The following is a 19,009-nucleotide window of genomic DNA, read 5'->3' on the forward strand; positions in this document are numbered from 1 at the left end:
TCCTTTCCTCAGAAGCGGCGGAAGACGTCGGCGAAGACGGTGTTGTTGTCGCGGTGGTTGCCGCCCTTCTGGGCCGCCCAGTACGCCGCAATGGCCGACACTAGGCTCGACGCAGCAATCAGGAAGGCCGCGATGATTCCGGTGTTGCGGGCGACACGCGCCGCTTCCAGCGCTTCCTGCCGGGCCGTCTCCACATTGGCGATCACCTGGTCGACACGGGCCTGCGCCTCGTCCGGGGCCAGCCCGGTGTTGGCAGCCACCGATTGCGCCAGATAGGTGCGATCCTCTTCGGGAACGGTGCCGTCTCCGAGCGCCGCCCGGGCGAAGATCCGCCCCGCCTCGTCGCGAGCGACGGTGGTGTCCGTCGCCGGCCGGTCCGAGCGGAACAGCGTATCGACGAAGTAGGCGTTCGGATCCATGCTCTCGCCGGCACCCTCCGCGACGTTGGATGCTGCAGTGGTTGCCGTCGACAGCGCCGAACCGACGATATTGCCGACCGCACCGACCCCAGCGGCGGTGACCACTGCGCTGACCACCAGCGCACCGGCCCAGACCAGCAGCCCATGGGCGCCGTCACGCACGTCGCTCTCGTCTTCGGTGGCGTCGTAGTAGCGACGGCGCAGCCGCCCGGTGAGATAGCCACCGGCCATGAAGCTGGAGATGTGAATCCACAGGAACCACAGCGCCGCGGCGATACCGATAAAGATCGGGCTGGCGCCCTCACGGGCATTGAAGTCGACGAAGTTGAGGCCAACGGCCGACCCGAAGGCGATGAAGGTCAGGCTGATGGCGGAAGCCAGCACGATGCCGGCAATGATCGCCGGCCAGTCCACATAGGACGATTGCTCGCCTGCCGTGCCACTGGTCTCCACGATCGTGGTCGATGGTGCATCGATACTCATGGGCGTTCTCCCTCCTCTGCTCTCAACCGAGCCCCAGGAAGGAAAGGATCGCGAGCACGATCACAACCAGACCGACGAGATAGATAATGGCGTTCATGGGAATGCCTCCGTTTGACGCTGATGGCTCCTCAACCACCGCTCACGCGGATTTGTTCCCTCGCTGCCTCATTCTTGGGCAGCCGACGCCGCCTTCTGCTTCTGCGGATGGAGGGTTTCTCCGCGGGCCAGCATGTCGACAAAGGCCGCGATCTTCTTCGCCCTGCCGGCAGGGGTGCGCAGATTGCCGACACGGAAGGCGAGGGCGAAGCGGTTGGTCTTGTTCAGTCCCTCGAAGGTGGCGAGGGCCGCCGGATTGGCAGCAATGGCCGCCATCAGATCCTCCGGCATCTCCATCGTGCTGCCCGCGGCATAGGCTGCGTCCCAACGCCCGTCGGCTTTGGCGGCTTCGACATGCTTGAGCCCGTGCTCGGTCATCCGGCCCGCGGCGATCAGCCGGGCGACATTGTCGCGATTGACCTGGCTCCACAGGCTCTTGGGCTTGCGCGGCGTATAGCGCTGCACGAACGAAACGTCGTCCCAGCTCTTGCGTATGGCATCGATCCAGCCCCAGCACAGCACCGAGTCGATCGCCTCGATCGGGGTGATGCTGGCCCTGCCGGAGGCCTTCTTGAAGATGCGGATCCACACCTCGTCTGCGGTGGCATGGTGCTGGGCGAGCCAGCGCTCGAAATCTGCCTGCGTTGGGAACTCCCGAACCTTGTCCGGATCGACCACCACGGGCGCCATCAGCCGTCCGCCTCCGGCACGAAGCCGGATAGCTTCTCGTCGAGCTCTGCTCCCTGCGGAAGGTCCAGGCCGAACCTTTCGGTGAGCACCTCCCGCATTTCCGCGACGCTCGTCAGCAACCGCTCCTCGGCCGGCTCACCAACGCGGTATGTGGTGAAGCGATTGCCTCGCAATGCCAACCGCCGTCCTGCAGGCGACAGCGCCACGCGCAGTTCGCGGGTGAATGGCGTGTCGGGCCCGCTCGAGGTCGCCACATTGGCAGCCTGGTACTCCGCCTCTGGCCACTCAGCGGTGGCGAAATGGTAGAGCGTCCGCCACTCGCCCGACTTGAGTTCGGCTTCGAGCCGCCACTCCGGCTCGCCGCCCGTCAGCCGGAAGTGCTCATGCGGCGTCTCCTCCTCCACATCGGTCCTGAGCTTCAGCGGGGCGGTGAGGGTAAGCCCGCCGAAGCCGACGTCCGCGATATAGGTCGAGCCGCCGATCTCTGCGGCGAGCAGCATATGCGTCGGCGGCGCCGAAGCGGCCTCCGGATTCGACCACACCACCCTGGCGGCGATCGGCCGGACGTTGAAATCCAGCTCCCGCAGCACCGCCAGGAACAACAAATTATGTTCGAAGCAATAGCCGCCCCGCTGCTCCAGCACCAACTTTCGTTCGATGTCGGCCAGCCTGAGACTGACCGGCAGCCCGAGCAGCGGATCGAGGTTCTCGAAAGGTATCGCTGCGGGATGCAGCGCGTGAAGCAGAGAGAGCGTGCTGACTGTCGGAGCGATCGATCCAGAGAACCCGATTCGCTCGAAATAGGCGTTGAGATTGAGCTTCGCGCCCATCGACCACCTTTGCCATCGTTGCCGATCACGCCACCCTATGGGAGGCGGGCAGTGAATGTCACCCCGCCCTCAGGTGCGAATTGCGTCAGGAGGGGGATGGACATTGTTGCACGTGCTGGCTCGGCTGCGCGCCGCACCGAACCCATCGGCGAGAGCTGTCATCCGCCGCAGAAATCCGCTGGCAGGCGAGCGCTAGTCCAGCAGTCCATCATCGGCCGGTGTTGCGTCGCGCAGGTCCACCGCATCGACGGGGAGGGGCGCGTGGCGGACCCGGATCACCACGTCCACGTGGCTGACCTGCATTCCCTCCGGTGGCTTCGGCAGCGACGCGAAAGCCACCGAGGACGCCGGGATGTCGATCATCCGCTGCTCGTCCTCGACGAAGAAATGGTGATGGTCCGAGGTGTCGGTATCGAAATACGACCGCGATGCGTCGATCGCCACTTCGCGCAGCAACCCTGCCTCATGGAACTGGTGCAGCGTGTTGTAGATTGTGGCCAGCGACACGTTCACATTGGACGACACGGCCTCGCTGTGCAGCTGTTCGGCACTGACGTGGCGATGCGGGCCGCCGAACAGCAGTTCGGCCAAGGCCACCCGTTGGCGGGTGGGCCGAAGCCCGGCCATGCGCAACACGGCCGTCAGGCAAGGCTTGCGGGACGGATGCGAGCGGGCAGCGGAAGGTCGGTCGGTCATTGCGTCCTTACAACTCGGGCGAAAGGGCCGGAAATTCTTGCTCTGTTATACCGTTGGCCGCTCGCTGGTACAAGTCGGCCGCCGCTTGGCGCAGTTTTCTCACCCGCCGCTGGCTGGCTTGACCCCCTCACTGCACCCCTATACGAGACAATATTCAGGCTAACTGGGGAAGGGCGTATGGCGGAACGGCAGAGGTCATTCGGCTACGAAGAGCTGCTGGCGCATGGGCGGGGCGAATTGCCCGGCCAGATGGACGCCCGGCTACCCGCTCCGCCCATGTTGATGTTTGACCGCATCACCGATATCGACGAAGCCGGCGGCACCTTCGGCAAGGGCTATGTCCGCGCCGAACTCGACGTGCATCCCAATCTCTGGTTCTTCAACTGCCATTTCATCGGGGATCCGGTGATGCCTGGTTGCCTCGGCCTGGACGCGCTGTGGCAGATGACCGGCTTTTTCCTCGGCTGGGGTGGGTCCCCAGGCAAGGGACGGGCACTCGGGGGCGAGATCAAGTTCACCGGCCAGGTGACCAACGATGTTGAACTGGTCGAGTACGCTATCGATATCAAGCGCGTCATGCGGTCTCGGCTGGTGCTGGGTATCGCCGACGGCTGGGTCAAGGCCGACGGAAGGGTGATTTACGAAGCAACCGACCTGCGGGTAGGTCTGTTCTCCGACAGCCAACTTCAGGATCACTAGGCCGCGAAGGCGGTCCTCAGCCCCGCTTGGCCCAAGACCAACAAGGCGCCGCCCAAGGCGCGACGAGACGACGGAGCGAGGTCGAATGAGACGAGTTGTCGTGACCGGCATGGGGATCATTTCCTCCATCGGCAATACGCTCGATGAGGTCACCGATAGCCTACGCCAGGCCCGGCCCGGCATCGTGTTCGCCGAAGACTACGCCGAACTTGGCTTCCGCTCGCAGGTCAAGGGCGACCCGCGCCTCGATCCGTTCGAAATCCTCGACCGTCGCGTCACCCGCTTCATGGGGAAGGGCGCGGCCTGGAATTACCTCGCCATGCAGCAGGCTATCGCCGACGCAGGGCTTGAGGACAAGGACATCTCCAACCCCATGACCGGTATCGTCATGGGCTCGGGTGGCGCGTCGACCCGCACAATCGTGGAGGCGGCGGACGTCACCCGCGAGAAGAAATCGCCCAAGCGCATCGGGCCGCTGGCGGTCCCCAAAGCCATGGGTTCAACCGCCTCCGCAACCCTTGCCACCGCCTTCGGCATCAAGGGCATCAACTATACCATCACCGCCGCCTGCGCGACGTCGAAGCACTGCATCGGCAATGCCATGGAACAGATCATGCTCGGCAAGCAGGACATTGTCTTCGCCGGCGGCCACGAAGACCTCGACTGGACCCTGTCGGACCTGTTCGACGCGATGGGAGCCATGAGCTCCGATTTCAACGAGACGCCGGAAAAGGCCTCCCGCTGCTACGACGCCGCCCGCGATGGCTTCGTCATCTCCGGCGGTGCCGGCGTGCTGGTGCTCGAGGAACTGGAGCACGCCAAGGCACGCGGCGCTCGCATCTGGGCCGAGGTGGTTGGCTACGGGGCCACCTCCGACGGGCTCGACATGGTCGCGCCCTCGGGCGAAGGGGCGGAGCGCTGCATGCGCATGGCGCTGCAGAACGTCAAGCTGCCGGTCGACTACATCAACCCGCATGCGACCTCCACGCCCGTGGGCGATCTCAAGGAGATCGAGGCCATCCGGGCTGTGTTCGGCAACGAAGACAAGTGTCCGCCGATCTCTGCCACCAAGTCGCTGACCGGGCACTCGCAGGGCGCGACCGGCGTGCACGAGTCGATCTACTCGATTCTGATGATGCACCACCGCTTCATCGCCGAGAGCGCCAACATCGAAACCCTCGATCCTGCCTTCGAGGACATGCCGATCCTGCGCCAGCGCCGTGATGACGTCGATCTCGGCGTCGTGCTCAGCAACAGCTTCGGCTTCGGCGGCACCAATGCGGCGCTCGTCTTCAAGCACCCGGACGCGTAGGGACATCACACCTCGAGAGTGGTGAACTCGCCCCGCTTGCCGTCATAGACCAGAACCCGCCCCACCAGCGGTGTGCCGATGCCGGTGATCAGCTTGATCGCTTCCATGGCCATCAGGCTGCCGATCACCCCCGGTAGCGGGCCGATAATGCCGGTGACTTCGCAGCCCGGCAGATCGGCATCGTCGGCCTCGGGCGGAAACACCGCCTCGAAGGACGGCCCTCCCGGCGCAAATACCGTCACCTGCCCGTCGAACATCGACATCGCCCCCGACACGAGCGGCAAGCGGAGTCGCGCTGCTGCGGCAGCAACGATCCGCCTGCTCGTCAGCGTATCGGTGCCGTCGAGCACCAGGTCGTATCCGGCCAGAACCTGATCCGCATCGTTCCCCTCGATAGCCGGATGCTCCACCACCGCCACGTACGGATTGCGCTCACGCACGAAGTCTGCGGCACTCTCGGTCTTGGCTCGGTCAATATCCGCGGTTCGGTGAATCACCTGCCGCTGCAGGTTGGACACAGCCACGCTGTCGCTATCCGCAATCCCCAGCGTTCCCACGCCTGCAGCCGCCAGATAGGCAATGGCTGGACTGCCCAACCCTCCGGCACCCACCACCAGGACCCGAGCCGCTTTCAGCTTCTGCTGGCCCGCACCACCCATGCCTTTGAGCACCAGGTGACGGGAATAGCGGCGGGTCTCTTCGGGCGAGAAAGCTTCAGAGGCCAAGCGACACCGCCAGAAAACGCCGGTCCGGCCCCTCGAAGCCGAACGGATAGACGGACAGGATCGCCACCGCTCCCTCGCCCTCGGCGCTGTTGAACGGCACCGCCACGGCATAAAGACGATAGTCCTGCGGGCAGCCCCGCGAGCGCGGCAGCGTGTCGTCTCGATGGAGCAGACGCTCTTCCTCTCCCGTCGTGAGCGTCAGCGCATAGCCGAGCGGCTCCACGGCGAACCAGTCGATGCACGGCGATGCGGCAGCGGTGGGAAAAGTCTCCAGCCGTAGCTCATGATCGCTGCGCACGGTGCCCGGCTCATAACCCGGCAGCCCAAATCGCAAGCTCTTGCCATCCTGTTCGGGCACGCCGTCTCCGATCGAAGCAATGACGTCCGCCGGCACGCTGATCTCGAGTTCCGCCAATACAGGCTGTGCATCCGCCAGAGCCTTCTGCCGGAGATCCGCTAGAGATGTGCCCTCGTCACTCGCCCGCATCCGCAGCGGCGTGCCCACCACCCAACTGTCCTCGAGCAGGTCCACGGCATAGAAGTTGGAATAGGCAAAGCCCGACCCATCCTGGATGCCGAACTCCTCGAACACGAGAAAGCGGCTGTCTTCGGAATAGCCGATAATGTCGAGCAGCGCCCGGTCGCCCGCCAAAGTAGGAAGCGCCAGGCCCAAGGCCAGCGCCAAGCTAGCCGATACCCGTCGAACCAAACCCGCTACTACCCCGCTCCGTCTCATCGAGCGCCTCCTCGACCACGATCTCCATCACACTGACCGGTGCCACCACCAGTTGCGCAATCCGGTCTCCGCGCCGCACCGTAAACGGCTCCGCCCCTAGATTGATCAGCGGCACCTTCACCTCGCCGCGGTAGTCAGCATCGATCGTCCCCGGAGCATTGAGCACGGTGATCCCGTGTTTCACCGCGAGCCCCGAGCGCGGCCGCACCTGGCCTTCATAGCCTGGTGGCAGTGCCATCGCGAAGCCGCAAGGTATCAGCGCACGCGCGCCGGGCTGCAGTTCGATCGAGTCCTCCGACGGCAGCGCTGCAACCAAGTCGTATCCGGCAGAACCCTCCGTCTGCCGTTGCGGCAGCGGCAAACCATCCCCATGCGGCAGCGATGCGAACCCAACCCGTACAGTGTCCATCAGGGCGCCTCCACGACTGCATAAAGCACGTCCGGCCAGTCGCCAGTCTCGTTGACCACGTCCAGCAACGGCAGCACTGCGGTAGCCGCTTGCCCATCCGCCGAGACGTCCATGTTGGTGTCGGCGATCACCCCACCGAAGAAGCTGACCGTCAGCTTTCGCCCCGAAAAGAAAGCCTCGAGCATCCGCCGCCCGTCCTCGTCGGTGTCACCGGCGCCGATCTCGTCCCGCACCTCTTCAAGCGCCAGCTCGACCCTGACGAGCCCATCTTCCTCGGGCGTGAAGCGGACCGGTTGGCCGGCACGGGGCAACTGCCGCAGAGTGCCCTCCGCGGTTATGGTGCAAGTGGCGCTGCCATCCCGCTTCTCGGTGAGTTCCCCGTCGACGCAGAACCGCCTCGCATGGTCGCTGTCGCCGTCAGCTTCGGTCTTTAGCATCCCGTAGAAATCTGCGTTCATGGCCTGCGTCACCACCACCTGTGCCGTTTCCGGCCCCATCAGCTCGACCTCGACAGCCGCGTCGACGCAGCCGGCCACTGCGCCGGCAAGCATCAGTGTCCCGGCCAGCCTGCCGAGCGAAACAAGGGTCATGCGCTGGTGGTCTCCGGCCTCACTCGGCCCGGAACTTATTGGCTCCCCACTGCGCCCGCAACCCGGCTAGTCCGCCAGCTGCGGCAGCACCTTTGCTCCGAACGCCTCGATGAACTGGCGCTGATTGGTGCCGACATTGTGGATATACACCGCATCGACACCGAGCTCGCGATAGGCGGCCAGACGCTCGGCATGCCAGCCAGGATCGGCGGAAACTGCCACCGACTGGTGGATGCGATCGGCACTGATCAGCGCCCCCACCGTATCGAAATCCTTCGGACGCCGCAGGTCCCAGTTCACCTCGCCCCCCGCGACCGCGCTCGACCACTGGTCCAGCGCCTGCTCCATTGCCTCGTCCTCCGTCGGCGCCCAGCTCAAGGCATGCTGCACATAGACCGGCTTGCCCTCGCCGCCCGCCTCTCGAAACGCCTCAATGGCCTTGCGCGAAGCCTCCGGCTCGCTGCCGATGGTCAGCAGCCCGTCCGCCCACTGCGCCACGAGGCGCGCGGTCTCCTCGGTCACGGCGGCGCCGAAGATGGGTGGCGGCGTCTCTGGTCGCGAGTAGAGCTTGGCTTCCACCACGGTGATCCGGCCGCGATGCGTCACGGTCTCACCCGCCAGCAACGCCTTGATCACCGCCGCGCATTCGCTGAGCCGCGCGTTGCGCTCCGCCTTCTCCGGCCAGGGCAGCCCCGTCATGGCCTCGTTGATCGCCTGCCCGCTGCCAATCGCCAGCCAGAACCGGTCCGGAAACATCTCCGCCAGAGTCGCTGCACCCTGCGCGATCACCGCCGGATGGTACCGGTAGCCGGGCGCGCAGATCGAGCCGAACGGCACGCTGGTTACAGCCATGGACGCACCCAGCCAGCTCCAGGCAAAGCCCGATTGCCCCTGCCGCTCGCTCCACGGCTGGAAGTGGTCCGATGATTTCACCGAGGCGAACCCAGCCTCTTCCGCGGCCTGTGCGCAGGCCATCAGGAGGCTCGGGGCAAACTGCTCGTGCGATGCGTGGTAGCCGATCAACATGGGGTCACCGCCAGTCCTCAAGGACGTCCCGAATGGTCGTGGTCGCCAGATGGCTGCCGAACCTGCTGCCGTATATCGACAGCATGGCCGAGTGGCAGCTTTCCGCCGAGCTGCAGAGCCCGTCGGTTGGCAGCAGGATATGATAGCCGAGATCGATGGCACCCATCACCGTGGCGAGCACGCACACATCCGTCTCTCCGCCGGTTATGATCAGCGTGTCGACCTCGCGCGCTCGCAGATGCTGATGGAGTTCTCCCGACCACCAGGGTGACAGCACTGGCTTGTCCAGCGTGCGGGCCCTTGGCGCATATCGTTGCAGCGTCGGGGTCAGTTCCAGCAGTTCCGCCGGCACGCGGTCACCGGCCATCTGCGGCCAGGCTGCATAATAGTCGACCCAGGCGCCACGCACCGACTCGGGCGGTGGCGGGATGAAGCGGGTGAACACCGTAGACTCCGGGTCGCGCTCCACCAGCGCCTCTATTCCGGGCAGGGTCGCCGCCATGGTCTCGATGTGCCACGGCGTCGCCTCGACGAACATGCGCTGCATGTCGACGCAAAGATGCACGCGGTTGCTGGGCATGGGGGGAGGGGCTCCTGACGCTGATGCGGCAGGAATGCACGCGCCATCGCCCTCGTTCCCGGCTGGCGCGCCGTCGCGGCGCAACATCCGTCTGCACGCAAGGGCAGGCGGCGCGAAATTCTTTCTGGCCCAAGCCTCTCAACGGCACGGCAACGACTCGTAATACTCTACTTGCCTGATAGTCTTTCGGCATCGAGAACCCGGAGGTCCCCGTTGAAACGCTATCCTCGCTATCTCGCCTATCTCGGTCTTGGCGCTGCCCTGGTCCTGGGCTTTGCCGTCACTGCACATGGTCAGGACAAGACCCTGATCAACGTCTCCTACGACCCCACCCGCGAACTCTACCGTGAGTTCAACGAGGCCTTCGTCGCCCATTGGCAGGAGGAAACGGGCGAAACTGTCGCCGTTCAGGTGACCCATGGCGGCTCTGGCTCGCAGGCCCGCACAGTGATCGATGGCTTGGAAGCCGATGTGGTCACCCTGGCACTCGAAAGCGACATCAACGCCATTGCCGACGCGGGACTGATCCCCACCGACTGGCGCGGCACGCTCGAAAACAACAACGCGCCCTATACCTCGACCATCGTGTTCCTGGTTCGCAAGGGCAACCCCGAGAACATCCAGGACTGGGGCGACCTGGTTCGCGAAGGCATCGAGGTCATCACCCCCAATCCGAAAACCTCCGGCGGCGCCCGCTGGAATTTCCTCGCCGCCTGGGCCTGGGCACGCGCCGAGTATGGCAATGACGAGGCGAGGGCACAGGAGTTCGTGGGCGAGCTCTTCCGCCATGTGCCGGTGCTCGATACCGGTGCCCGCGGCTCCACCACCACCTTCGTGCAGCGTGGTATCGGCGATGTCTTGCTCGCCTGGGAGAACGAAGCCTGGCTGGCGCTGGAGGAGCTCGGCCCCGACGCCTTCGACATCGTCACGCCGTCGATCTCCATCCGGGCAGAGCCGCCGGTCGCGCTGGTTCCGGCCAACGCCGAACGAAAGGGCAATACCGAAGTGGCTCAGGCCTACCTCGAGTACCTCTACTCCGACGAAGGCCAGGCCATCGCTGCCGCGAACTACTACCGGCCCTACCGCCCGGACGCTGCGGCCGCCGAGGATATCGCCCGCTTCGGCCAGGTGAACCTGGTCACCATCGAGGAGTTCGGCGGTTGGCGCGAGGCCCAGCCGAAATACTTCGGCGACGGTGGTGTCTTCGACCAGATTTACTCCGGTCCCCGTCAATAGCTCGCAACGGTGCCGCCGGCCCGATGTGAGGCCGGCGGCACAACTTTGCTGCGGCTGACGCTCTGGTGGCCGTTTATTTCTGTGCCGGCCGTCCTGAGGTGACGGTCGATCTTGAGTGTGCCGGCTATCGCGCTAGTGTGACGCGCCGGGACGGACAAGGGATGATGCCTTTGGTATTGCGACGACGCCTTCGTCCCCGCAGCGTGTTGCCCGGCTTCGGCCCGGCACTTGGCTTCACTCTCTTTTATTTCGGCATCATCATCCTGATCCCGCTGATTGCGCTGGTGCTTCGCGCCGCCGGCGTCGGCCCCGCGGGCTTCTGGGCAATTGCCAGCGACCCGCGGGTGCTGGCAGCGCTGCGTACCAGCTTCGTTACCGCCCTGGTGGCAGCGGCGGTCAACGTCCTCTTCGGCACCCTGATCGCCTGGATCCTGGTACGCTACCGCTTTCCCGGCCGCCGCATTGCCGATGCCATTGTCGATCTGCCTTTCGCCTTGCCCACGGCGGTGGCCGGCATTGCCCTAACCGCGATCTACGCGCCCAACGGCATCATCGGCCAACTGGTGGCGCCGCTCGGCTGGCGCATCGCCTACACCCCCGTCGGCATCATCATCGCCATGATCTTCATCGGCCTGCCCTTCGTCGTGCGTACCGTGCAGCCGATCCTCGAGGAAGCAGGAGCCGACGTCGAGGAGGCGGCCGCGACTCTCGGCGCCGATCGCCTGCAGACGGTGTCCCGCGTGCTGCTGCCCGGGCTGCTGCCGGCGATTCTCACCGGCTTCGCGCTCGCCTTTGCGCGAGCGGTGGGTGAATATGGCTCGATCATCTTCATTGCCGGCAATATCCCGTTCGTTTCGGAGATCGCCCCGCTGCTCATCGTCATCCGTCTCGAGGAGTACAACTACGCCGGAGCGGCCGTGATCGCGACGATCATGCTGTCGATCTCGTTCGTGCTGCTGTTCGTGATCAACCTGATCCAGGCCTGGAGCCGCGGGAGGTATGGCTATGGCCGCTGACCGCCGTTTCGCTGACCCCACCGGTGAGGCACCCGGTGTCCGTCGTTTGCTGATCGCGGTCGGCCTGGTGTTCCTCGCCCTGTTCCTGGTGCTGCCCCTCTATGCTGTCTTCACCGAAGCGCTGCGGCAGGGGCTCGGCGCCTACTGGTCGTCCCTGCAACTGCCGGAAGCACAATCGTCCATCCGCCTGACGCTGACCGTCGCCGCAATCGCGGTGCCGCTGAACGTCGTGTTCGGCATCTGTGCCGCCTGGGCGATCGCCAAGTTCGAGTTCCGCGGCAAGGCTTTCCTGATCACCCTGATCGACCTGCCCTTTTCCGTGTCGCCGGTGATTTCGGGTCTCGTTTACGTCCTCCTGTTCGGCGCTGGCAGTTTCCTCGGTCCCTGGCTCAAGAGCTATGGCATCGAGGTGCTGTTTGCCGTGCCCGGACTGGTGCTGGCGACCATCTTCGTCACCTTCCCCTTCGTCGCCCGCGAACTCATCCCCTTGATGCAGGATCAGGGAACCGGCGATGAAGAGGCGGCACTGTCGCTTGGTGCGTCCGGCTGGCAGACCTTTCGCCGAGTGACGCTGCCCAACATCCGCTGGGGCCTGCTTTACGGGGTGCTGCTCTGCAATGCCCGCGCCATGGGCGAGTTTGGCGCCGTTGCAGTGGTCTCGGGCAAGATTCGCGGCCAGACCACCACCATGCCGCTGCAGGTGGAGATGCTCTACAATGAATACAACGCCACGGCGGCTTTCGCCCTGGCTTCGCTGCTGGCGCTGCTGGCGCTGGTGACTCTTGTGCTCAAGACCGTGCTCGAGTGGCGCTACGGCGATGAGCTCGCGGCCACCCGCAACCATTGACGGGAAAGAGACCCATGGACGTTCGCGTTGACCATGTGCGTAAGGAGTTCGACCGGTTCCCGGCGCTCCACGATGTTTCGCTCGACATCCACTCGGGCGAGCTGATCGCGCTCCTCGGCCCTTCCGGTTCCGGCAAGACCACCCTGCTGCGCCTGATTGCCGGCCTCGAACAGCCCACCGATGGGCGCATCTTCTTCGGCGAGGAAGAAGCCTCCTCCAAATCGGTGCAGGAGCGCCAGATCGGCTTCGTATTCCAGCACTACGCCCTGTTCCGTCATATGACGGTGCTCGACAATGTCGGCTTCGGCCTCAAGGTGCGTCCGCGCTCGAGCCGCCCGCCAGCCGGAGAGATCCGCCGCCGCGCCCTCGAACTGCTCGATCTGGTCCAGCTCTCTGGCCTCGAGAAGCGCTATCCGGCACAATTATCCGGCGGTCAGCGCCAGCGGGTCGCCCTGGCGCGCGCCCTTGCGATCGAACCTCGCGTCCTGCTGCTCGACGAACCCTTTGGCGCTCTCGATGCCCAGGTCCGCCGCGAGCTGCGCCGGTGGCTGCGCGAAATCCACGAGCGCACCGGTCACACCACCGTATTCGTCACGCACGATCAGGAAGAGGCGCTGGAACTGGCCGACCGGCTCTGCGTCATGAGCCAGGGCAGGATCGAACAGGTGGGCACGCCGGACGAGGTCTATGACCGCCCCGGCTCTCCCTTCGTCTTCGGCTTCATCGGCGAGTCGAGCCAGGTGCCGGTAACGGCGGTGAATGGTGAACTTCACACCGGGGGCAAGTCGATCGGAATACCGGCCGCTGGCGGAGAAAGCGCCGGGCGCCTCTTCTTCCGCCCGCACGATGTGGAACTGACCGACGCCGAGGCTGCATTGAAGGGCCGCGTCGTGACCAGCCGCCGGGTTGGCGGCACGCGACGGGTCGAGGTTCAACTCGCCGATTCCGAGCAGCGGGTGGAGGTGGATCTGCCCTTCGACGATCCTGCCGTCGAGCGCACCGAACTCAGCTTCCGTCCCCGCCGCTGGCGCGTGTTTGCAGCCTAGTCCGCGCGAGAGCTCAGTCGTCGTTGGTGGCGTTCAGCTCCTGCGGCCGCTTGCCTTCCTCGACCGGCTCATCGGGATCGAGCGCTTCTTCCACGGCAGCGGCCAGCTCTTCGGTGTCGACGCGGTGGGCGCCTGCCTGCGCCTGGCGCTGCAACTCGGCGTGGATCGCCGTCTTGATGGCCTGCCGCCGGCCACCTGTCATCTCAACCATTGCCATCGATGCTGATCCCCTGTTCGTCCACCCGTACCTCGAGGCTGGGGCCGGATGTCTGCTGCTGCTGGTAGGCATAGATCGCGAGCATGACCAGGGCGATCGCCAAAATGGCGATGACGGCATAGAGGCCGCTTCGACCCATGGCTACGCTCCGCTCACAGTTGACGCTCCGGCTGCAACGCCGCAACTGTCCGCAGGGTTCAATCCTGCGCTGCGATCGCCCGTAGCGCCATCACGAAAGCGGTGACCCCGATCGCCACCGGCCCCGAATTGTCGATGATGATGGGGTGAATTCCGGCCGGAACGGGCGCGCTCTCCCGCGCCAGGCGCGAGGTGATCTGGTCCGGTGACTCGCGTCCCCTGGTCATCAACCGCTCCGCGCGCAAGGAAATCTCGGCGGTTACGAGGATCACGGCGCAGGCGGGATACTTGTCGCGGGCCTTGCCCACCACATGCCGCGAGACGTTCGCCACCACCGTGCGCCCGAGAGCGATGTCGGTTTCGATGCTGATCGGCAGAGCGTAACGGAGGTTATGCGCGTCCCATGTCAGGGCGAAGCGGCCCGCCGCCTCCTGCCGGGCGAACTCCTCGGGAGCCATGCTCTCGTGATCCTCGGTCTCGGCGTCGGCCGGCCGCGTCACGATCCGGCGCACGAAGCTGAACCGCGGGTCTCCCTCGAGCGCCTGCCGTCCGGCGTTGATCAGCGTGTCCTTGCCAACGCCCGAGGCACCAACCACCAGCACCAGCGAACCGAGGGGCTTCGCCATCAGGCGACCCGCACGCCCTGGCGCCACACGCCGCGCACCACCGGCAGGTTGCCGGCCATGCGCACCCTGACCAGATCGGCGCGCTTGCCGATGGCGATCTCCCCACGGTCGTTCAGCCCCGCCGCCCGAGCCGGATTGCTGGACACCAACGCTATCGCCTCCGGCAGGGTGAGCCCCTCGACCCGCTCCGGCAGCACGAAGGCTGCCTGCAGCATCGCAAACGGCACATAATCCGAGCTGAGGATATCGAGCAGGCCACCCGCCACCAGATCAATGGCCGAGATATTGCCGGAGTGCGACCCGCCGCGCACGACGTTCGGCGCGCCCATGAGAATCGCCAGCCCCGCATCATGCGCCGCGGCCGCCGCCTCGAGCGTGGTCGGGAATTCGGCGATTGCGACACCATCCGCCACCGCCTCGTCCACATGCGCCAGGGTTGCATCATCATGGCTGGCGAGAGCCAGGCCTGCCTCGAAGGCATGGCGAACGATGTGGGCGCGGTGTGCTGCAGCATAGCGGTGGTGCTCCGCCAGCCGCTCCGCGATGAAGCGCTCCATCTCGGCCTCACTGCGCGCGCCCTGATAGAACCGCCGATACGCCTCGAGCGAGCGGAACTGCCGCTGCCCCGGCGTGTGGTCCATCATCGAAACCAGCTTGGTCAGCCGGTGCTGGGCGAAGGTATCGAACTGCGCCAGCACGTCGTGGCTCGGCAATTCGCAGCGCAGGTGGATGAAGTGCTCGGCTCTCAGCCACCCATCCCGCGTTCCCGTGGCAATGGCCCCGGTCAGCCGCTCCACATGCGTGCCCATATCCTTGAGCTCGGCATCCGAACCGAGCCGCACGGCATCGAAGACGGTGGTGATTCCGGATCCGGCGATCTGCGCATCATGCGCATGCAGTGCCGCCACCGGGTCCCAGAACACGCCCGGCCGCGGCCGGTAATGGCTTTCGAGATGGTCGGTATGGAGCTCGACGAGGCCGGGGATCAGGAAATCCTCCTCCATGTCCTCACCAAGCGTGGCACCCTCGTCGATGGCCGCGATCTGCCCGTCGCCGACCGCCAATCCACCGTGCATCACCCGGTCCGGCAGCACCAGCCTGGCATTGGAGAACGCCGCCCCCCTCACTGTGCGTCCCCCAGGCGGAAATCGGCGATGCGCCGGAACAGTTTGCCGCTATCGGGCTCGTGGAACAGTGACAGCCGGTCCAGCACCAGCCGCTCCTCGAGCACCGGCGCAAACCACGTCGCCGCTGCCTGCGCGATGTCCCGAGCATCTTCCGCCCCGAGCCGGTCGGTCAGCGTCATGTGAAACTGGAACTGGTCGAACACATAGGGATAGCCATAGGCATCGAGCAGTTCGACCTGCCTCTCAGTCAGCCCCTTGGCGACGCGCTTCTCGCGATCGCGCAGCGACATCGGCGCCCGGAACGGCTCGAACGCTTCCACCACATCCGCCGCCAGATCGCTCAGCGATTCGCTCGGCTCGACCACCAGCGCCAGGAACCCGCTGAGGTTCTCGATCCGCGGCCGTCCGAGGTCGAGCGGCCGCCGAACGCGGCAGAAGCGCCGCATTGCTTCGCGCAAATCCTCGGCGCCGTGCTCCGGGGGCAAGGCCATCGGGGCCTTCAGCGTTGCATGAAATCCGTAGCGGCTCGCATCCTGCGTCAGGTTGAGGAGCCGGCTGCGGTCCACCCCCGCCACCGTGCCGTCGAACAACTCGCCGCTTGCCGCATCCCGCCCCAGCCACTGGGATGCCCTTTCCCACAGCGCGCTCTCGGCCGAAGGGGCGAAATAGATGGCGAAGCGTTCGGTCATGCTGGTTCCCGGGCTGGTCGCGTGGTCGGCGGCGAGGCGCTGCCGTATTGCTGGCTAACCTTGGGCCATGTAAAGCGCAAGGCGGGAGGATGCACATGGCGCGCGAACTGCTGGAACGTCTTTTTCGGGCAGCCGTTGCCGCGGCCGATCCTGGCCCTGCAATTCTGCGCCACCTTCCCGAGCGCCCGAAGGGCCGCACCGTGGTCATCGGCGCCGGCAAGGCGTCCGCGCAGATGGCACGTGCCTTCGAGCAGGCCTGGGATGGTCCGCTCTCCGGCCTCGTCGTCACCCGCTATGGCTATGCCGAGCCCTGCGAACGCATCGAGATCGTCGAGGCAGCCCATCCGGTCCCCGACGCCGCCGGCTTCCTCGCCGCCCGCCGCCTGATGGAAACTGTCTCCGGCCTCGGTCCGGACGACCTGGTCGTGGCACTGATCTCGGGCGGCGGCTCCGCCCTGCTGCCCGCACCGGCCGCCGGCCTCAGCCTCGAGGACGAACAGGCCATCAACCGTGCCCTGCTTGCCTCCGGCGCGCCGATCGGCGTGATGAACCTCATCCGCAACCAGTTCTCCACGGTCAAGGGCGGACGCCTCGCTCTCCGCTGCGCCCCGGCGCGCGTCGCCACCCTGGTGGTTTCCGACGTTCCCGGCGACGATCCGGCCCTGGTTGCTTCCGGCCCCACCGTGCCGCTGGCCGGCACCCGTGCGATGGCCCGCCAATATGCGAGCCTCTACCGTCTCGACCTGCCGCTGGCAGCCGCGCGCCTCCTCGCCAGCGACGAGAATCCCGCGCCCCTGCCCACCGACCCGGCCTTCTCGCGCAACACCGTCGCCACCATCGCCTCCGCCGCCCTGTCGCTCGAAGCCGCCGCAGCGCTCGCGGCAGAGCAGGGGATAACCCCCGCAATCCTCTCCGACTCCATCGAAGGCGAGGCCCGCGACGTCGGCCAGGTGCATGCCGCACTCGCCCGCGAAACCGCCACCCGCGACCGGCCTTTCACCCGTCCCGCCGTGCTGCTGTCGGGCGGCGAGACCACCGTCACCATTCGCGGCAGCGGTGGCCGTGGCGGTCGCAACAGCGAGTTCCTCCTCGCCTTCGCCATCGCCATCGATGGCTTGGAGAACATCTCCGCCATTGCCTGTGATACCGACGGCATCGACGGCTCCGAGGACAATGCCGGCGCCTATGCCGACGGCACCACGGCCGCGCGCCTGCGCCGCGCTGGCGTCGATCCGCTGGCCGCCCTTTCCGCCAACGACGCCTGGACCGCATTCAACGCCATCGGCGATCTCGTCGTCACCGGTCCCACCGGCACCAATGTCAACGACTTCCGCGCCATTCTCGTCACCTGAGAGGAGGGTCCACATGGCCAAGGCAACAGGAATAGGCGGCGTTTTCTTCCGCTCGCGCGACAACCAGGCACTGGCAGAGTGGTACGAGACCCACCTCGGCGTCTCCGGTTTCTGGCAGCAGGCGGCGGGCCCCACGGTCTTCGCCCCGTTCAAGTTGGAGACCAGCTATTTTCCTGCCGAGAAGCAGTGGATGATCAACTTCCGCGTCGATGATCTCGACGCCCTTATCGTGCAGCTGCAAATCGCCGGCATTGCCGTGGAAACCCGGCCGGACGAGTGGGACTCTCCCGAAACCGGCCGCTTTGCCCGCATCCACGATCCCGAAGGCAATCCGGTCGAGTTGTGGCAGCCGGCGGAATAATCATACTTTTGCTCTGGCGGCCGGTCGTTCCGTCTGCTCTATAGCCACGATCTTCTTGGGAGCACGATCCATGGCCAAGCGCCGCATCGCCGTCATTGGAGTGGGCAAGATCGCCGTCGACCAGCACCTGCCGGTCATCGACGCGTCAGACGATTTCGAACTCGCCGCCACCGTCTCCACCCGCGGGATCGGCCATGGCGACGTGCCGGTGTTCCGCACGCCGGCGGAACTCTATGCCGCCATGCCCGACGTGAACCTGGTCGCTGTCTGCACGCCGCCCGGCGTGCGCCACCAGATTGTCCGCGAGGCGCTCGACGCCGGCAAGGACGTGCTGATGGAAAAGCCGCCGACCCCGACTATCTCCGAACTCGACGATCTCATCGCCCATGCGCGGCGCCTCGATCGCGTGCTGTTCCAGACCTGGCACTCCCAGTTCAACGCCGCGGTGGACCGGGCCAAGGCGCTCCTCGTCGACGAAGGCGTCACCTCTGCCCGCATCGACTGGCGCGAAAGCGTTCGCAAGTGGCATCCCGGTCAGGATTGGGTATGGGAGCCAGGGGGCTTCGGCGTCTGCGATCCGGGCATCAATGCCCTTTCGATCTTCACCAAGGTCATGCCCTTCCCGGTGTTCGTCGAAGGCGCGCGGCTGACCTTCCCGGCCAACAAGCAGACCCCCGTGGATGTCGACATCCGCTTCAAGTCCGGCCAGCCGCATCGGCCAGAACTCTCCGCCGGGTTCAACTGGCTCGAGGAAACCGGCGAAATCTGGACCATCCGCTTCACCACGGGAAAGGGGCGGACGGTGCTGCTCGAGCGCGGCGGCCGCACCCTCAAGGTCGACGGTGAGACCATTCTCGAACACGGCGACGAGGAATACGCCGCCATCTACGACCGTTTCGCCGCACTGCTCGAGCGTCGTGAAACCGACGTCGACGCCGCCCCCCTCCGCCTCACCGCCGACATCTTCCTGCTCGGCGCCCGCGAGAACGGCCCCGCCTTCGAGTGGTGACGAGCCACTGAGCTCTCGCACCCTCCCCCTCGAGGGGGAGGGTAGGGTGGGGAT

24 protein-coding genes are annotated in these 19,009 nt (G+C 65.8%); 9 read left to right on the forward strand and 15 right to left on the reverse strand.

The window, feature by feature from the left end:
- Positions 1-8: 8 nt before the first annotated feature.
- The 4 genes from ACFSX5_RS10260 to irrA form a co-directional block, all read right to left on the reverse strand.
- Positions 9-902: a hypothetical protein gene (locus ACFSX5_RS10260; protein WP_386833265.1), complete on the reverse strand. Its 894-nt coding sequence runs from the start codon at positions 900-902 to the stop codon at positions 9-11.
- 165 nt (positions 903-1,067) lie between these two features.
- A complete protein-coding gene (locus tag ACFSX5_RS10265) occupies positions 1,068-1,688 on the reverse strand; it encodes a YdeI/OmpD-associated family protein (RefSeq protein WP_386833267.1) in 621 nt (206 codons plus the stop codon).
- Positions 1,688-2,518, reverse strand: coding sequence for an arylamine N-acetyltransferase family protein (locus ACFSX5_RS10270; protein WP_386833269.1), 831 nt, complete (start codon positions 2,516-2,518; stop codon positions 1,688-1,690). The genes ACFSX5_RS10265 and ACFSX5_RS10270 overlap by 1 nt, the downstream gene beginning before the upstream one ends.
- 192 nt (positions 2,519-2,710) lie before the next feature.
- Positions 2,711-3,214, reverse strand: a complete 504-nt coding sequence (gene irrA / locus ACFSX5_RS10275; RefSeq protein ID WP_386833270.1) for an iron response transcriptional regulator IrrA — start codon at positions 3,212-3,214, stop codon at positions 2,711-2,713.
- Between the two features lie 177 nt (positions 3,215-3,391).
- Here irrA and fabA point away from each other — a divergent pair, with 177 nt between their 5' ends.
- Positions 3,392-3,913 (forward strand): 3-hydroxyacyl-[acyl-carrier-protein] dehydratase FabA, encoded by a 522-nt coding sequence (fabA, locus tag ACFSX5_RS10280; RefSeq protein ID WP_386833271.1) that lies wholly within the window; start codon positions 3,392-3,394, stop codon positions 3,911-3,913.
- An 85-nt stretch (positions 3,914-3,998) separates the two neighbouring features.
- A complete protein-coding gene (gene fabB / locus ACFSX5_RS10285) occupies positions 3,999-5,225 on the forward strand; it encodes a beta-ketoacyl-ACP synthase I (protein ID WP_386833273.1) in 1,227 nt (408 codons plus the stop codon).
- A gap of 5 nt (positions 5,226-5,230) precedes the next feature.
- On the opposite strand, the gene ACFSX5_RS10290 is transcribed toward fabB, so the two are convergent.
- The 6 genes from ACFSX5_RS10290 to ACFSX5_RS10315 form a co-directional block, all read right to left on the reverse strand.
- Complete coding sequence (locus tag ACFSX5_RS10290; RefSeq protein WP_386833275.1) at positions 5,231-5,950, reverse strand: HesA/MoeB/ThiF family protein; 720 nt, start codon at positions 5,948-5,950, stop codon at positions 5,231-5,233.
- Positions 5,940-6,635, reverse strand: coding sequence for a DUF2259 domain-containing protein (locus ACFSX5_RS10295; RefSeq protein WP_386833276.1), 696 nt, complete (start codon positions 6,633-6,635; stop codon positions 5,940-5,942). Before ACFSX5_RS10295 ends, ACFSX5_RS10290 begins: the two co-directional genes overlap by 11 nt.
- A 1-nt stretch (position 6,636) precedes the next feature.
- Positions 6,637-7,098 (reverse strand): dUTP diphosphatase, encoded by a 462-nt coding sequence (gene dut / locus ACFSX5_RS10300; RefSeq protein WP_386835619.1) that lies wholly within the window; start codon positions 7,096-7,098, stop codon positions 6,637-6,639.
- Entirely contained in the window at positions 7,095-7,685 is a 591-nt protein-coding gene (locus ACFSX5_RS10305) for a hypothetical protein (RefSeq protein WP_386833278.1), read from the reverse strand. Before ACFSX5_RS10305 ends, dut begins: the two co-directional genes overlap by 4 nt.
- Positions 7,686-7,751: 66 nt before the next feature.
- Positions 7,752-8,711 (reverse strand): TIGR03885 family FMN-dependent LLM class oxidoreductase, encoded by a 960-nt coding sequence (locus ACFSX5_RS10310; protein WP_386833280.1) that lies wholly within the window; start codon positions 8,709-8,711, stop codon positions 7,752-7,754.
- 4 nt (positions 8,712-8,715) lie between these two features.
- Entirely contained in the window at positions 8,716-9,291 is a 576-nt protein-coding gene (locus tag ACFSX5_RS10315) for a cysteine hydrolase family protein (RefSeq protein ID WP_386833282.1), read from the reverse strand.
- A 213-nt stretch (positions 9,292-9,504) separates the two neighbouring features.
- Between ACFSX5_RS10315 and ACFSX5_RS10320 the strand changes: the two genes are divergently transcribed.
- From ACFSX5_RS10320 to ACFSX5_RS10335, 4 genes are all read left to right on the forward strand, one after another.
- Complete coding sequence (locus ACFSX5_RS10320; RefSeq protein WP_386833283.1) at positions 9,505-10,527, forward strand: sulfate ABC transporter substrate-binding protein; 1,023 nt, start codon at positions 9,505-9,507, stop codon at positions 10,525-10,527.
- Positions 10,528-10,691: 164 nt separating this feature from the next.
- Positions 10,692-11,543, forward strand: a complete 852-nt coding sequence (cysT, locus tag ACFSX5_RS10325) for a sulfate ABC transporter permease subunit CysT (RefSeq protein ID WP_386833284.1) — start codon at positions 10,692-10,694, stop codon at positions 11,541-11,543.
- Positions 11,527-12,390 carry a sulfate ABC transporter permease subunit CysW gene (gene cysW / locus ACFSX5_RS10330; protein WP_386833285.1) on the forward strand — a complete coding sequence of 288 codons (864 nt, stop codon included), beginning with the start codon at positions 11,527-11,529 and terminating at the stop codon, positions 12,388-12,390. The genes cysT and cysW overlap by 17 nt, the downstream gene beginning before the upstream one ends.
- 14 nt (positions 12,391-12,404) lie before the next feature.
- Entirely contained in the window at positions 12,405-13,436 is a 1,032-nt protein-coding gene (locus ACFSX5_RS10335; RefSeq protein ID WP_386833287.1) for a sulfate/molybdate ABC transporter ATP-binding protein, read from the forward strand.
- A 13-nt stretch (positions 13,437-13,449) separates the two neighbouring features.
- On the opposite strand, the gene ACFSX5_RS10340 is transcribed toward ACFSX5_RS10335, so the two are convergent.
- The 5 genes from ACFSX5_RS10340 to ACFSX5_RS10360 are packed head-to-tail and all read right to left on the reverse strand — an operon-like array spanning position 13,450 to position 16,233.
- Positions 13,450-13,653 (reverse strand): hypothetical protein, encoded by a 204-nt coding sequence (locus tag ACFSX5_RS10340; protein ID WP_386833288.1) that lies wholly within the window; start codon positions 13,651-13,653, stop codon positions 13,450-13,452.
- Entirely contained in the window at positions 13,640-13,792 is a 153-nt protein-coding gene (locus ACFSX5_RS10345; RefSeq protein WP_386833289.1) for a hypothetical protein, read from the reverse strand. The genes ACFSX5_RS10340 and ACFSX5_RS10345 overlap by 14 nt, the downstream gene beginning before the upstream one ends.
- Positions 13,793-13,850: 58 nt before the next feature.
- Positions 13,851-14,417 (reverse strand): phosphonate metabolism protein/1,5-bisphosphokinase (PRPP-forming) PhnN, encoded by a 567-nt coding sequence (gene phnN / locus ACFSX5_RS10350; RefSeq protein ID WP_386833290.1) that lies wholly within the window; start codon positions 14,415-14,417, stop codon positions 13,851-13,853.
- Positions 14,417-15,544 (reverse strand): alpha-D-ribose 1-methylphosphonate 5-triphosphate diphosphatase, encoded by a 1,128-nt coding sequence (locus ACFSX5_RS10355; RefSeq protein WP_386833291.1) that lies wholly within the window; start codon positions 15,542-15,544, stop codon positions 14,417-14,419. The genes phnN and ACFSX5_RS10355 overlap by 1 nt, the downstream gene beginning before the upstream one ends.
- Positions 15,541-16,233 carry a DUF1045 domain-containing protein gene (locus ACFSX5_RS10360; protein ID WP_386833293.1) on the reverse strand — a complete coding sequence of 231 codons (693 nt, stop codon included), beginning with the start codon at positions 16,231-16,233 and terminating at the stop codon, positions 15,541-15,543. Before ACFSX5_RS10360 ends, ACFSX5_RS10355 begins: the two co-directional genes overlap by 4 nt.
- Before the next feature lie 95 nt (positions 16,234-16,328).
- On the opposite strand from ACFSX5_RS10360, the gene ACFSX5_RS10365 reads away from it, so the two are divergent.
- From ACFSX5_RS10365 to ACFSX5_RS10375, 3 genes are all read left to right on the forward strand, one after another.
- Positions 16,329-17,585, forward strand: a complete 1,257-nt coding sequence (locus ACFSX5_RS10365) for a glycerate kinase type-2 family protein (RefSeq protein ID WP_386833294.1) — start codon at positions 16,329-16,331, stop codon at positions 17,583-17,585.
- Positions 17,586-17,598: 13 nt separating this feature from the next.
- Complete coding sequence (locus tag ACFSX5_RS10370) at positions 17,599-17,946, forward strand: VOC family protein (RefSeq protein ID WP_386833296.1); 348 nt, start codon at positions 17,599-17,601, stop codon at positions 17,944-17,946.
- A 70-nt stretch (positions 17,947-18,016) separates the two neighbouring features.
- Positions 18,017-18,955: a Gfo/Idh/MocA family protein gene (locus ACFSX5_RS10375; protein WP_386833298.1), complete on the forward strand. Its 939-nt coding sequence runs from the start codon at positions 18,017-18,019 to the stop codon at positions 18,953-18,955.
- Positions 18,956-19,009 lie beyond the last annotated feature (54 nt).

Origin of the sequence: Devosia albogilva (assembly GCF_042685625.1) — a bacterium.
Lineage (GTDB): Bacteria > Pseudomonadota > Alphaproteobacteria > Rhizobiales > Devosiaceae > Devosia > Devosia albogilva.

What these genes read in the sequence shown, in the direction of transcription:
- ACFSX5_RS10260 (WP_386833265.1), bottom strand. Translation starts at nt 902, where the DNA reads ATGAGTATCGATGCACCATCGACCACGATCGTGGAGACCAGTGGCACG.
- ACFSX5_RS10265 (WP_386833267.1), bottom strand. Translation starts at nt 1,688, where the DNA reads ATGGCGCCCGTGGTGGTCGATCCGGACAAGGTTCGGGAGTTCCCAACG.
- ACFSX5_RS10270 (WP_386833269.1), bottom strand. Translation starts at nt 2,518, where the DNA reads ATGGGCGCGAAGCTCAATCTCAACGCCTATTTCGAGCGAATCGGGTTC.
- irrA (WP_386833270.1), bottom strand. Translation starts at nt 3,214, where the DNA reads ATGACCGACCGACCTTCCGCTGCCCGCTCGCATCCGTCCCGCAAGCCT.
- fabA (WP_386833271.1), top strand. Translation starts at nt 3,392, where the DNA reads ATGGCGGAACGGCAGAGGTCATTCGGCTACGAAGAGCTGCTGGCGCAT.
- fabB (WP_386833273.1), top strand. Translation starts at nt 3,999, where the DNA reads ATGAGACGAGTTGTCGTGACCGGCATGGGGATCATTTCCTCCATCGGC.
- ACFSX5_RS10305 (WP_386833278.1), bottom strand. Translation starts at nt 7,685, where the DNA reads ATGACCCTTGTTTCGCTCGGCAGGCTGGCCGGGACACTGATGCTTGCC.
- ACFSX5_RS10310 (WP_386833280.1), bottom strand. Translation starts at nt 8,711, where the DNA reads ATGTTGATCGGCTACCACGCATCGCACGAGCAGTTTGCCCCGAGCCTC.
- ACFSX5_RS10315 (WP_386833282.1), bottom strand. Translation starts at nt 9,291, where the DNA reads ATGCCCAGCAACCGCGTGCATCTTTGCGTCGACATGCAGCGCATGTTC.
- cysT (WP_386833284.1), top strand. Translation starts at nt 10,692, where the DNA reads ATGCCTTTGGTATTGCGACGACGCCTTCGTCCCCGCAGCGTGTTGCCC.
- cysW (WP_386833285.1), top strand. Translation starts at nt 11,527, where the DNA reads ATGGCTATGGCCGCTGACCGCCGTTTCGCTGACCCCACCGGTGAGGCA.
- ACFSX5_RS10335 (WP_386833287.1), top strand. Translation starts at nt 12,405, where the DNA reads ATGGACGTTCGCGTTGACCATGTGCGTAAGGAGTTCGACCGGTTCCCG.
- ACFSX5_RS10340 (WP_386833288.1), bottom strand. Translation starts at nt 13,653, where the DNA reads ATGGCAATGGTTGAGATGACAGGTGGCCGGCGGCAGGCCATCAAGACG.
- ACFSX5_RS10345 (WP_386833289.1), bottom strand. Translation starts at nt 13,792, where the DNA reads ATGGGTCGAAGCGGCCTCTATGCCGTCATCGCCATTTTGGCGATCGCC.
- phnN (WP_386833290.1), bottom strand. Translation starts at nt 14,417, where the DNA reads ATGGCGAAGCCCCTCGGTTCGCTGGTGCTGGTGGTTGGTGCCTCGGGC.
- ACFSX5_RS10360 (WP_386833293.1), bottom strand. Translation starts at nt 16,233, where the DNA reads ATGACCGAACGCTTCGCCATCTATTTCGCCCCTTCGGCCGAGAGCGCG.
- ACFSX5_RS10365 (WP_386833294.1), top strand. Translation starts at nt 16,329, where the DNA reads ATGGCGCGCGAACTGCTGGAACGTCTTTTTCGGGCAGCCGTTGCCGCG.
- ACFSX5_RS10370 (WP_386833296.1), top strand. Translation starts at nt 17,599, where the DNA reads ATGGCCAAGGCAACAGGAATAGGCGGCGTTTTCTTCCGCTCGCGCGAC.
- ACFSX5_RS10375 (WP_386833298.1), top strand. Translation starts at nt 18,017, where the DNA reads ATGGCCAAGCGCCGCATCGCCGTCATTGGAGTGGGCAAGATCGCCGTC.